At 58.2% G+C, this 13,707-nt stretch carries 6 protein-coding genes; 2 read left to right on the top strand and 4 right to left on the bottom strand.

Annotation, left to right across the window (positions count from 1 at the left end; all coding sequences use genetic code 11):
• Window positions 1-903: a LysR family transcriptional regulator gene (locus tag ACJJU9_RS06510; RefSeq protein ID WP_407730285.1), complete on the top strand. Its 903-nt coding sequence runs from the start codon at window positions 1-3 to the stop codon at window positions 901-903.
• Here ACJJU9_RS06510 and ACJJU9_RS06505 read toward each other — a convergent pair.
• The 4 genes from ACJJU9_RS06505 to vasI all read right to left on the bottom strand — a co-directional run bounded on the left by ACJJU9_RS06505 (window position 897) and on the right by vasI (window position 12,851).
• On the bottom strand, window positions 897-6,974 hold the full coding sequence (locus ACJJU9_RS06505; RefSeq protein ID WP_407730284.1) for a M3 family metallopeptidase: 6,078 nt from the start codon (window positions 6,972-6,974) through the stop codon (window positions 897-899). The two genes, ACJJU9_RS06510 and ACJJU9_RS06505, sit on opposite strands and share 7 nt — an antisense overlap.
• Before the next feature lie 94 nt (window positions 6,975-7,068).
• Complete coding sequence (tssM, locus tag ACJJU9_RS06500) at window positions 7,069-10,746, bottom strand: type VI secretion system membrane subunit TssM (RefSeq protein WP_407730283.1); 3,678 nt, start codon at window positions 10,744-10,746, stop codon at window positions 7,069-7,071.
• Between the two features lie 9 nt (window positions 10,747-10,755).
• Complete coding sequence (gene tssA / locus ACJJU9_RS06495) at window positions 10,756-12,189, bottom strand: type VI secretion system protein TssA (RefSeq protein WP_407730282.1); 1,434 nt, start codon at window positions 12,187-12,189, stop codon at window positions 10,756-10,758.
• A complete protein-coding gene (gene vasI / locus ACJJU9_RS06490; RefSeq protein WP_228392726.1) occupies window positions 12,177-12,851 on the bottom strand; it encodes a type VI secretion system-associated protein VasI in 675 nt (224 codons plus the stop codon). Before vasI ends, tssA begins: the two co-directional genes overlap by 13 nt.
• Before the next feature lie 332 nt (window positions 12,852-13,183).
• Between vasI and tssB the strand changes: the two genes are divergently transcribed.
• Window positions 13,184-13,699 carry a type VI secretion system contractile sheath small subunit gene (gene tssB, locus ACJJU9_RS06485; protein WP_278939486.1) on the top strand — a complete coding sequence of 172 codons (516 nt, stop codon included), beginning with the start codon at window positions 13,184-13,186 and terminating at the stop codon, window positions 13,697-13,699.
• The last annotated feature ends 8 nt before the right edge of the window (window positions 13,700-13,707 follow it).

Here is a 13,707-nt window from a genome sequence, read left to right as displayed (position 1 = left end):
ATGACCCGTCACTTCGATGATGTTCAACTGGGCAGTATTGAACTGTTTTGCCTGGCAGCCGAGACCGGCAGCTTCACGGCCGCGGCCAATCTGGCCGGGGTTACACCAGCGGCGGTGAGTCGTTCGGTGGCCCGCCTGGAGGAGCGCTTGGGGGTGCGTTTGTTTGTGCGCACCACTCGCCAGATGCGCCTCACCGATAGCGGGCGGCTTTACTACCAGCAATGCCGACAGGCGCTGACGCAATTGGTCGATGCCGAACGTGAAGTCACCGGCCAGCAAAGCCAGCCTTCTGGCTTGTTACGCATCAGTGTGCCCACGCCCTATGCTCACTACCGGTTGCTGCCGAAGTTGCCTGCGTTTCGTCGGTTATTCCCTGATGTTCAAGTCGATGTGCACATCAGCAACCGCAACATCGACTTTGCCGACGATGGTTTTGATCTGGCGATCAGAGGCAAGGCGCCGACCGATTCCGGGCTGATCGCCCGTACGCTGGAAGAGGCCGAACTGGTGGTGGTGGCAACCCCTGAGTATTTGCGCGAAGCGGGCACGCCCACCTCACTGGAAGCACTGGCCCAACATGACTGCATTCAGTACCAGCTCCCCAGCAGCGGGCGCAATTTGCCGTGGGCGTTTCAGCGGGACGGTCAGTGGGTTGAGCTGGAAACCTCAGGTAACTGCGCCTGTCTGGATGATTACCTGGGCGCAGTGACACTGGTCAAACACGGCGCAGGCCTGATGCAGACCTACCGTTTCACGGTGCAGCAGGCACTGGAGCGCGGCGAGCTGTGTGAAGTGTTGAGCGCCTTCGGCGGTGCCCGGCGCCCGTTTATCCTCTTGTACCCGCACGCGCGCCACGTGCCGCAACGCGTGCGGGCGTTTATCGACTTTATTACGCGTCAGTAACTCCACACCGTGGCAGCCCGATGGGTGTGATAGTCATAAAACCCCTGCAGCTCCCACGTATCGCCCTTGCGTTCAAACGCAGCGCGCCAGGCCCCCCTGCCACTGCCTGGATCCAACTGGGACATGTCATACCAGTAATAACCATTGATTCGCTTGCTGGTCACACGGCCCGCACGAATGTCATCCATGATGCTGGTCATTTTTATCCGGGCCGGTTGCGGGAAGCTGTCGTAAGACATTTGCGCTTCAGCCAGCGGGCTTACGTTGATCGAAAACCTGTCTGTAGCAGGCCCTTCGGACGCAGCAGGTGTCGTGGAAGTTGTTGATGCAGCGGGTAATTTGCCTGTCACTTTATGCGTCGCCGTCTGGGTAACGGCCTGGATATCAAAGGGTTCTGTGTATTTGATCAGGCTTTGTGAGAAGTGATCTATGTCCTCGGCAGTGGCCACCATGATTTTTTGCTGCGCTTTGCCCTTGATCACAACAAAGTAAGGGATGCGTTTGTTTCTGACCTCAGTCAGCAAACCTGGCATGTCCCGCGCTTGCATTTCCTCTCTCAATAACGTGCGAGCGATTTTTCGATGATGCTCAACATTTTCTGGTACTGCGAGATAACGCTCCAGTGCAGCCACTGTTTCTGGCCCTTGCCCCGGGAATTGTGCTTGCAGCGCACTGACAATCTTCGGTCTCAATGAAAGGCTAAGGTCGTTGTAATCCTTGTTGATTTTGTCCAGTTCGCGCCTTTTTTTCCCGCGCAGAGGGGTAATGCCAATAAACACAGCACCTGTCGCGTTGTCCGGCATCACGGCTATGTTCATACCGGTCGTTTCGTAATAGGCATTTCTATAGGGCAATGCCATATCGAATATTTTAATTTTTTGCACGTCGGAAAATTTCAAGCCCGGCACACTGGTTTCAAAGTCCCGCGTTGCCGAGTGGACCGCACTCCACACGTCCAGCTTGTACACCAGCGTATCGCTCGAGGCCTTGTATTCAGGTGGCAGCCGACGCTGGCGGTTTAGCAGCTTCATTAACGACCGGTAAGCCTCAATACCGCTCACCCGTGCATCAAGGATGCTCTCATCCAGCACCCGCTGAGCCAGCACCTCCGGCATGGCTCCGATCACGTTTGCAGCCTCTCGCACCATGTCACCGGGCGGGTTGTAATGGTCCACCAGGTAACCTTCAAGCAGTGCATTGTATTTTTTCTGTTGAGGCGTTTCCGGGGCTCTGAACAGGCTCATCACCGGGCCGCCGCCCAATAAACGATTGGGAGCCTCGGCTTGCCAACGGCCATTTTCCCAAACCACTTTGCGCCTGTTAGAAATGTTCCTGGGGCTGTAAACAAACCGCTCGCCGCCCTGCACAGTGGTTTTGTAAAAGCCCCCGTCCAGCTTTACATAGCCCTGCCCGTCTCGACCGCGATACACATTCCGACCCTCCGGTAGAAGGCCGCTTCCATCAAACCCCTCCAGAAGAAAAGGCCGCAATGAGGCATCCACCATGCGAGGCAAAGTCGTCAGCGCCATATAACGCTTGCCTGCGTATTTTTTGCCACGCCTGCCCGATGCTCGATTCATGATGAGGTCTTCGCCAGCCTCTGCGACCACCTCCCCCATGGCACTGATAAAATCACTCAGCCATTGACTGCCACTGCCACCTTCATCCTTGATGGACACCACCGCAGCCCCGCCGATCATGGTCGGAATAATAGCCCGCCCCAGAAGCCCGCCGAGCCGGTTTACCTGAGGTATCGAAATCATGCCCAGCACCAGCACTAAGCCTTTGCTGCGCCCGACTTGGGCCGCTTCGCTGTCACGCTCGGCATGGGAAACCGTCAACACGTTGGCAGCATCTCGCGCATGAACAATGTGTGTTTCATACAAGGCCTCGAACAAGTCGTTGCCCACGACGGCAATAGCACCCTGAGCAGGAAAACCGAGGTCAACCCGAAACTTGATGGGCAAAAAAACATCCAGCACAAACTGTTTAATCTTTTCACCCAAAGGACGTTCGGGCGCCTTCGATTCCAGGCTGGCAATCTGCTCAGCTTGCGCTGACAGCGGTAATTTCGAGATCAGCCACAGTGTCATTTCTGGTGTGGTGGTGAGGGCCGTCACCACAGCACTCATCAGATCTTCGAACGCTTCGCCATCGGCATCGCGAAACACCCGGGTATCCGGTGCCCCAGGCGTGTACAACGTGAGTGAGGGCCGGCCTTTAAGGTTCTTGACGCCAAACGCCACGATATCCCTTAGGGTGCTGCTCCCCCATTTAATCTGATAAACCACCACTTCTTGGCCATTGACCTTGCTACGTTCCTGAGGTTGGCGCCCATCAAGAGCGGCAAGCACCAGGTTCAACCGGGTATTGCTGGCGTCATGCATGAGATCACCTGACAAGTGGGCGGCAAGTACCTCAACCCGCATCTGCTTGGCTTTAAGCGACATCCATAACGTCTGCGTACGGCGGGCTGCGCCAATAATCCATGAGTCAAGCATTACCCCGACATTGGCTGATTTCACCAGATCGCGTATGGCGTCAAAGTTCAGTGGGCCCTCCTCAACGTAATCACGCGCATTGCTCTCGTCCGGCGTCATATTGGAGATGGCCCATTGCGTCAGTGAACGCCGGTCAAAAATAATCCCCTTATGTTCTGAAAGTGCCACTCCTGACCCATACGCAGATGATCCAGAAGGTGCATGGGGATCTACGATGCGTTTCTCGATCGTCAGGAAAACCCGATCCGGGTCAGCCGGGGAATATTTTTCCTTGATCAATCGCTCAAGCTCAGTGCGCGTCCACGCCTGGATAGCCTCAGGTGTTGCCAGCGTTATCGGGTCTGCTGGCAGAGACTGCGCATCCGTTACGGCTTGTTGCCAAGCCCTGCAAGCCTTCCACCATGCCACGCGATCCTTCCCGGTAGCGTGGCGGCTGCTATGTAGCCAGGTATTCAACTGACTCAGTGATTGCTTGAGTTGCCGAGCATTCATCGGGACGGCAAGGTCCAGCCGGTCGCCAAGGTCTGCGGCTTCATCCACACGCTGTATCCAGTCGTTAACCTGCTCCCCTTCATTTGGTCCGTCGAGCAGCGCTTGCAGCACGGCAGTGTTTTGCGCCTGGCGCAGCGCCATGACTGGCTGGGCCAAAAAGTTACCCGGCAACGGTCGATGCTTAATCTCGCCGATGGCATCGCCACCTTCCTTCAAACTCGCCTTCAGTTGCGCCAGGCTGGAGAACACTTCCAGTGGCTCACCCAGGCGCCAGAGCAGCGCAGCGCCCTGCTCAACGTCGTTAGCTCGCGCGGTAAACACCACACAGTTGCGGACCGGCAAACTGACCCGCCACCTCTGCGGTGTGTAGGCCAGTGTGTACACACCTGGCCGAACGGTTTCGAGCAGGCTTGCGCGTACCTCTGCCTCGGGTGCCGAGAGCGCGTAGTCTGTTACGGCATGGTGCAGCGGCTCTTGTAGCGTTCCGTCCAGCGCATGAAGATTGGCCTGCGTCATTAACTGGTGGCTTAACTGATCTGCCAGCCATTCATTGACAGGGCGGTTCTGAGTGAAACTCGCGGCTTTGCTCCAGAAGTGTTCAAGGGCTTGTTCCCATTGGCGTTCGAATGACAACGGCCGGGTTTCTACCAATAACCGCTCGAATGCACTCTTGGCATCGTTGCTGTTCAGGGCAGCCGGTGCCTGCGTGGTACTGCCGGTTTGATGAACAATTTCAATATTTTGCAGGTTGAGAAAGAGCTCGCCGGTATTCAAGCGTCCGGCAGCCGCCTGCCAGAACAGCACATCCAGGGGGACGCTGGAAATGATCGTGCGGCTAAACAGCGGTCCATCAGACACCCGTTCTGCTAGAGGGATGAGTGTTTCGCGCACCGTGCGCACAGACACATCCTGCACCGCCACACTGTCCGCCAGCGCGGGGAACGTGGTTTTAAACCAGTTCTTCAAGTGCTGCGCCGCGATATCGGCAGGCCGTGGTAAAGCGTCATTCAACTCAATCATCTGCTGCTGCGAAGTCGTCAGTTGGCCTATCAAGGTCGCAACGTCCCGGGTGTTATCGACGCGCAGCAACGCGGCGGATGGCGGAAAAAAACGGTCTACCTTGTCGGCGCCCAGAAAGGCTTCCATGGAGTCCCTCAAGGAGCGCGCATCGCCATAGGTAAAAAAGGCATCGCGAAAGGCCTGCCCTGTCTCTGCGTCAAACAAGCCTCTACGACTGAATTGCTCGAACGCCTGGCTGGCCAACACACCGGACCATTTATACGAATAACCTCGAGCCACATGGGGTGATGTCATCAACCCGTTGCTGTTGTAGGGACTCACGTCATGTGGCCACTTCAAGTGCCCGATTTCCGTATTCAGGGCATCAAACACCTCGTGTGGGCTGCGCCCATCGCCTTGGGTGCGATGGATCTCGATGTCAAACAGCATGAGCAGCAATACATTGGCCGTGGCCCAACTGGTTTGGGTGTGTACCACGCGCGTTAACCGCTGAGCCGCATCAGCAGGCATCGCCTCTTGGGTCTGATAATGCGCCGACATCCAGACCAGAAACTCGTCGCTAAAGCACCACTGCTCCATGATCTGACTGGCAAATTCAATCGCGTCAGGGCTCATGCCTCCGATCCCGGAAATGTCCCGGTACCCTTGCCCCGTCAAGAGGTGCTGCAGACAATGGCCAAATTCATGCACCAGCCTGCGCAATTGCGTGTGGGTCAGTAAACAGGGCTGCTCACCGTCACCTTTTGCGAACCGGCCGGACAGCACAGCAATCGGTAATAGGGGTCGCCCTTCGGCCGTCATTCGGCGGTTGCGCAGCGTCAGCACTTCAACGGCCCCATCAGTCTCTTGGCGGCCATAAGGGTCAATAAACAAGTAGCCGAGGATTTGTTGATGTTCCATGACCTCGTAAAGGCGCACGTCCGGGTGCCAACGGTCGAACTGCGTCTGTTCAACCAGTTCAACGCCAAACAACCGCCGGGTAAATTGCACCAGACGCTCCACAACCGTCGGCAGCGGGAAATACGCATTCAGCGCATCCTGGGACACGCCGTCGGCCTGGCGCAGTATTTGGGCAAGGTATTCATAATCCCAGGGCTCGAGCTGAGGAATGTCGTATTCCACCATCAGGGCCTCGAGTTGCGCTCTCTCGAGGGTAAACGTGGCGCGTTGTGATTCGAGCTCATGACGCAAGAAGTTCATGACCTCGTCGGTCGACGACGCCATCTGCCCTTGCAGGGCCAGTTGGGCAAAGTGCTCATGGCCCAGCAACCGTGCGATTTGGTGGCGGTTGCTGAGCAGCCGCGTTAACACATCATCGTTGTTCAACTGTTCAGGTTGCGGGCCCAGCGCTGTAGCGAGGGTGTAGCGGGCGATCCATACCTCCTCGCGCAAGGGCCGGTTCTGCGCGTACAGCATTACGTCGTGAAACACTTCGTCATCCAGTGTTAACCACCAGCCGGTCAGGTTTTTATGCTGCGCTGCGCTCGCCAGGCGCTGCTTTAACGGCGCCGCAAGGCCCGCTAGCAGCGACTCGTTTTCAATGTGTTTGCCCCAGGCTTGAGTGGCTTGCTGCACATGGGCACTGAACGTCTGTTCCAGCAGACCGGTTTGCTCCTTTAATTCACGTAGCCGCTCTAGGTGCACCGGACCGAGGTGAAGCCCGGCATGGCGATATTCGAGCAGTATTTTTTCCAGTACCCGCTTGCGCGCACTGTTGAACAACGCTGCAATCGGGCTGTCGGCCAGGGCCTGGTATAACGCATACAGCGTGGTGTTTTGCGCGAGTTGCCCTTTGTATTGCGTCATCAGGCCCCCGCAGAGGGTGACTGCATCAGCCCACGCCTTATGGGTGTGTGCAGTGCTGAGCACGTCAATCATTTGAATCGTTTCTTCGAGTTGGGCCTTTACCTCATCCATCGCCAGCACCAGATCGTCCCAGGTGGGGAATGAAGTCTGGCTGGCAATAATGCCAGCTACGGTTGTCTGGCTCTTAGCGATGATGTGTTCAACAGCGGGCACCAAATGCTCAGCGCGAATCATTGAAAACGGCGGCAGCACTGAGGTGTTCAATAGAGGATTGGTATCGAGCATTTGCTCTTCCTGAGTGGGTGGGCGGAGCCAACAACCTACTCAGGGAGAACAAAGGCAGGTGCTACATAGATAGGGCAAGACGCTTGGACCGCCCTGACAACTGCGTGACGTTGTCGCCGTCCTTGGGTTGGCGGCGTTCCTCCAGCAAGGTTCTGGGCAATGCAAAGCCTTCAAAGGTGCGCTGGGTGATGGGGTTGTTGGCTTTTTCGGCCACCACGCGGTAGCGCATCAACCCGTCGGCAATGGCGAAGGTCAGGTCGACGCTGGTGTCGGTACGGCCGTTGAGATGGCCTCGACTGAGCAGCCGAAACAGTGACCACGGGCCGCGATAGCTCAGGCTCGCGGTATTGCCACTGCTGTTGACCAGGGTCAGTTGGCTGCCATTGGCATTGCCCAGGTCGTTGGGCCACACCAACCCTGTGCGCTGTGGCGCGCCGTGCTGGTAGGGGATCAACTGGCCGTCGACGCTGAGCAGGCTGCTCAGGCGCGTGGTGCTCAGGGCCAGCGGTTCGATGGTGAGTTGCACCGCCAAATGCCCGCGATGGTTGAAGAAGGTGTCGCGAATACGCTCGGCTTTTTTCAACTGTTCCAGAACATCGCTGCGCACCAGATAACCGCCCAGGCTCTCGGAGTAGAGCACGTCGAGGTTGTCTTTGAGGAAGATGTCCAGGTACTGGTCATGGAACTGTTGTAACCGCCCTTGCGGCCCGAAAAAGGCTTCAAAGTCGTCCAGCGAAGCGTCTTCACCCGTGGTTTTGAACGGGTAACGATCGGCCAATCGATCACGATAGAAGCTGTAGATCTCGCTGTCCCAGCGCTTTTCCAGCTCGCGCAGGGCGGCTACCACCAGCACTTGCGAGGTCTGGTCCGCGAGTTTTTTGACCTGCTGGTTCATCGGTTCCGGCAGGCCCACGGCAACCCGTTGCAGGTTGGCAATCGGGTCGCTGCCGCTGAGTGAAAAGCGATTGAGCACAGTCTTCAACGCGGCCTTGCCGGGGTCCGGATTGTCGTGCACGGCCTTGGCATAGTCATGCACGGCACCAATGGCGCGCAGGGTCTCTTCATAGTAGGAAGGCCGCTCCCCCTGGGGGATGATCAACTGCGCCAAACCGGTAAAGGCACGCCGAATACCCGCCGCCTGTTGTTGGCCCTCGGGCACTTTGTCCAGGCTGACCACCGCAGTGCCCTCGATCAACGGCACGGCCGGGTAGATCACGGTGTTGTCGCGCAGCGTTTCCAGCAAACGCCGTAACGGCGCGGCCGGGCCGGTGACTTGCTCCAGCACGGCAACCCCATGGCTCAGATCACGAAAATCAGTGACCACAAACTGGTTAAGCGCCCGCCGCCAGCTGTCTACGTAGTCAGCGCTGTACAGGGCACGAACCCGCTGGGCCAGGACCTTGCGGTCTTCTGGGGAGTAGTCCAGGCGTTGGCGCTCACCGAGCACCCACTGATCGATCATGGCCAGTTCAATAATGTCTTGCGTGCCGGGCTCAAAGTACTCTTTGAACCCCTTGGCGGTGAGCAATGGCGCCAACTGCAACTCACTGCCATCGGTGTCAGGGCTGACCACCAACGGGCGGTAAACAATATCGAAAGCCGGTCCGATCTCGTTGCGCAAGTCCAGCGGGCGTTGCAAGCGCTCTTGGGCATCCTGTTTTAACGTGCTGTAAACCCGCTCTGCCATGGGCCGCTGGCGCAGTTGTTGCTGAACCTGGACGATCCGTTCACGGTAGTGCGGCAAGTCAGTGTCGGCATATTTCAACGCGTAATTGAGATGGCGCATAAGGTCTGCCTGCAGTTGCCCCTGGCCCGGATACGCGCGCTGCCACTGCTTGGCAACCCAGTCTTCGACGATCTCCGGTCGGCGGTTCTGGCGGTCTTCGATCATGCGGTACACCCGCAACGCCACCAGTTGCTGATTGCTGCCCGCAGGCGCGATGTTGATCGCCTCCAGGGCGCTGCTGGCGATGGCAGGCAAAAAGCGCCTGGACAGCAAGTTCAGATAGGCCTCATCAACCCGCGGGCCAATCGCCCGGCCCTGATACAGCCCCATATTGGACAGCAACGGCCAGGCCTCACGGTAATCGCCATACACCGAAACGGCATCACGGATCTGGTCCAGCGGCGCCAGCAAATTGCGCCCGGTGGCATCGAGGTTGGCGTCAATGTCCCCGGTGCTGAACTCCTGACTTCTGGCCAAAACGTTCGCGGCCTTGTCACGGTTGACGGTGAAGTAGTACTGCCACAAGCCCACCGCCAGCAAACAGCCCAGCGAAGCCACGCCAAAACCTGCGATCAACAGTCGTTGCTTGCTGCGGGCGACTTTGATGTTGTCACCGGCCAACCCCGCCTCGGGGTAAATCACTTGCTTGAACAGTTGCTGGGCAAAGTAGATGGTCTTGCCCTGCGCAGGCTTGACCTCGGCAGGCGGTGGCGGCAGGTGGTACGGCTGGCCCGCCTCTTTGACGAACGCATTGATCAGGGTGCCCTGCTGGAAGACCGACGAAAAATACACGCCCCGGACCAGCGCCGGGGTGGTGAAGCGGTCGGTGCCGAGCATTTCATTCAAGAAGCCAAACAGCGCCGGGCGCAGCCCTGCCAACTGGCGCAGAAAACCCATCAGCCGGTCACGGTCCTCCAATGAGCGGGCGCCTCTGAGGCTGTCAAAAACCTGCTCGTTGAGACGCTCGACAAACGCGCTGTAATGCTCCGCCAATTCCGCCAGCCAGGCATCGAAATCGTCGACCGCGTCCAGGCTGAAGGTAAAGCCGAGCAAGTCTTCACGGCCCCGGCGCGACAGCTGAGAAAAGAACTCCTCAAAGCCCTCCAGCAGATCAAATTTGCTCAGCACCACATACACCGGCAGGCGTGTGCCCAAGTGCCGCGTCAACTCATACACCCGCGTGCGAAGCACGTTAGCGCGAGCCTTGCGCACTTCGGGGCGCTGCATCAGCAAGGCTTGTACATCGATCACCAGCACCACCCCGTTAAGGGCGCGGCGGCTGCGATTGCGCCCCAGCCAGTCCAGCAGGTGCAGCCACAGGCGCGGGTGAGTGTCCCCCGGCAAAACCGGCCTGACTTTGCCTTTGGCCGCCACCGGTTCTTGCGCTTGCTCGGCGCGCTGTTCTTGCGTCAAGGGCTTCGGTTGCGTGAGCAACTCACCCGGCGGGTCGATCAAGACGGCTTCGTCGCCGATCCACCAGTCGATGGCATACGCCAGTTTTTCTTCCGGCTGCGCGCGGGCCCCCGTCCTGTTGATATGGGACAGGGAAAAGCTCTGATTTGAACGGGTGACAAGGCTGGTCTTGCCCGCGTTTTCTTCGCCCAGCACCAGGTACCACGGCAATTGATAGAGCGAACGGCGACGCTCCATATTGTTCAATAAATGGCTCAGGCTTTGATCAAGTGAACGCTCCTGCGCCTCGACATAGGGCAGGCAGGGATCCAGCACAACCGCCGTTTCACGCGCGTGCTCGGCATTGAGCCTGAGCAAGCGTTGACGCACCCGCCAGGCCCAGAACAGCAACGGCACGACAACCACCACAACACTGGCCGACACGCGCATCGCCAGCGCAGCCAAGGGTTGATGCTCGCGCCATGTCCAGTGCGGCCCCAGCCACCAGATGCCGATCAGCGCAAAGACCACGCCGAGGACAACTATCAGCGCCAGCGCCTGCTTGAAATGCCGCAGCACGGGCCAACCCCAGCGCTTGATGTAACTCCAGACCCTTTCCATAAACTGCTCCTACTCCTGAACGGCCTTGACCAACGCGGGGTTGCCAAGGTGCTGGGCCAACTTCTGATACAACTCGGGTTCCCACGCCTGGGCGCTGGTTTCGCGCATCACCCGGGCCACCCCGGCGTAAAGGTCATCGGCCAGCCAGGACAGGCCACGGGCCCCCAGCAAGTCAGCGGCGATCACCGTGGTGTGGCTGCGCTGGCGCGGGGCTTCATGGGCTGCGTGCAATGCCTGCAAACGCAGCAGCACCACCTCAACGCCTTCGGTATTCAACTGAGTCACCAATTCGTCGCGCAGGCCCGCGTACTCAGGCACCGCACTGCTGGCGCCCTCGCGCTGGTCGGCACCGCTGATCCAGGCCTGGGTTGGCGCGTCGACGAAGGGCGTGCCGTCGCTGAAATTAAGCTCCAGCAAAGCCGGTAGCCGACACACCAGCCGCTCACAACAGCGGCGCACGGCCAAGGCCACGTCGTCCATTGCCAAACGCGAGGCCACCTGGGCCGCGAGGTAGCTGCCACGCAACCAGTACGGCGAGGCCGCGACGCTTTTTTCAATGCGCAACAGCAAGGCGGGCTCAAGGGCATTGGCGCCCAGTGCTTCTTGATACGCGTCAACAATGTCTTGAGGCACCGCGCTTAATTCAGTGCGGCGGTCGCGGGTGATGGCCGGGGCGGCATGCAGGTGTGCCCACAAGCCAAAACGGCGCAGTTGATAGCCCACCGGGTCATAGAGGTCTTGTTGATTGAGTTGCTCGGCCATTGCCAGCAAGGCACGCCGTTGTTCACGTTCGCTGCCCACTGGCGGCGCGCTGGTGCGGGTAAACAAGGTCGGGTTCAGGACGCCGGAAGATGGGGCCTGGTTGGTCGACTCAGGCACCAGTGGCTCACTGTATTTGGCCAACTGCCGTTGCAGTGCCTCAATCGGCGCCGAGTCGAGCTTGGCCGCGACTGCGCAGCGCGCAAGGTCGAGCAACGCCTGCTCCGCCGTGGCCTGATGCACCGGGGCAAAACTGCTGCGGTCCAGGCTCGACAGGGCTTGGCCCAAGTCTTCAAGCAGGCGCTTGATCTGTTTGCGCTTGGCCAGGTAGCCGGTCGGCCCGGGCTTGGGGTGGGCGCTGTCCCAATACAACTCGACGATACCCGCCAGCAAGCCCATGGCATCGGCCCAGCGCGCCCACTGCCGGGTGCGCAGCCACACCCCCTGCAAATGCCCGAGGATGCGCAAGTGCTTGCACTGTCTGGCCAGATACTGGCGGGACGCTTCATCGATATACGGCCAGTCGATGCTGGCCTCACGCAAGCCCCCGAGCTTGATCATTTCCTGATCAATCGCCTGATAGGTTTCGTCCTCGATATCGAAATACCCGGCGGGTTGTTCCGGTTCAATCGGCGCCAGCAACAGCGGGACAATATCGGCCGGAACCTCGATCACCAGCGGCATGCTTGACGCTCCTGCGCAATCAACGCGTCCAGGCCTTGCGCGTCAAACACCAGCCCATTCAGGGCTGCGTCCTGCGTGCTTTTCAGCTCCAGACGCTGGCTGCCCATGATCTGCCGCAACAGCGCAATGGTCGGCAACCCACGACTGAACTCGACCACCAGCCCTGCTTCATCCATCACTTGCCATGTCGCGTTCGAGACCGGCTTGTCATCTGCAAACAGCTGGATGCGGTGCTTGTTGCGCTTGCTTGGCTCATCGAGCACCAGTTGCAAGCGAGTGATTTTGGATTCACAACTGATGGCCAGGGTTGGCCGGGGGGCAAACGCCCCCAGGGCCGGGGCAGAAATAACCACCCGTTGTGCTCGCTCGTCATCCAGCTCTGGCCAGTGGGAGATCAAAAAGCGGAAGTCACCGGGACTGCGTCTGGCCTCATTGCGCTGCACCAGATCGACGATGGGCAACATTCGCCCCACATAAGTGATGGGTTGTGGCGCCATGCTGCGAATCGGCGTTCCGGCCGCCTGATCAAAGCATTCCAGACGCTTTAACGACGACACAACGGTCGTGCAGTCTCGCGCTGCTGGCATGGCCAATGCCTGTTGCCCCGCCAGCACTAATAGAGAGGCGCCTAACGCCCATGCCCGCCCACTGCTTATTCGCATTTGCACCTCCTGTATGAATGATGGGCATGACATAACGCGCAAGATCCTTTCTCGCTGATAAAAAGTTCGACGTATAACGCCTTAATTGTCCGAAGCGTGGACTAACCGGCAATTAAGTAGCAAGTAAAACACTCTACAAATAACGTTATTAGTGCAATTAACAGACATATCCCTCAGCGACTTCCTGCAACTATGTAGGGCAAGTACTACCAAACTCATAATCGTAATTTCCTACAGAGAAAAGCCACACAACTAACGGCTTTGGCCGACATGACAGGCCTAGATAAATCGGTTCCTAATAGGGCTACCTTCGAATGAAAAGGACTTTTCCCATGTCGAAAGCTCACGGTTCCGTAGCTCCAAAAGAACGCATCAACATCAAATATATTCCGGCCACAGGCGATCAACAGGCCGAAGTTGAGTTGCCGTTAAAGTTACTGATAACCGGTGACTTTAAAGGCCACGGCGAAGAGTCCGCCCTTGAAGACCGACAACCCGTACGTATCGACAAAGACAACTTCAATGATGTACTGACCAAAGCCGAAGTGTCATTAGACATGGCAGTGCCTTGCGTCTTGACCAACGATATCGAGAACGACTTGAGCATTAACTTGCAGTTCAAGTCGATTAACGATTTCGGCCCTGATGCCATCGCCCGCCAAGTGCCTGAAATGAACAAACTGCTGGAGTTACGCAACGCGCTGGTGGCGTTAAAAGGCCCGCTGGGCAATACACCCGCCTTTCGCAAACAGTTGCAAAGCCTGCTGGCTGACGATGCTTCGCGCCAACGGCTTATTCGCGAACTGAACCTGACCCTGCCTGCCCCCAAGGATTCGCCTGACGCCTAAGCCCAAAC

Source organism: Pseudomonas helleri (genome assembly GCF_045830615.1).
In the GTDB taxonomy this organism is placed as follows: domain Bacteria; phylum Pseudomonadota; class Gammaproteobacteria; order Pseudomonadales; family Pseudomonadaceae; genus Aquipseudomonas; species Aquipseudomonas helleri.
The sequence above is the reverse complement of the archived record's forward strand: the minus strand, read 5'-3'. Positions and strand labels throughout refer to the sequence as shown.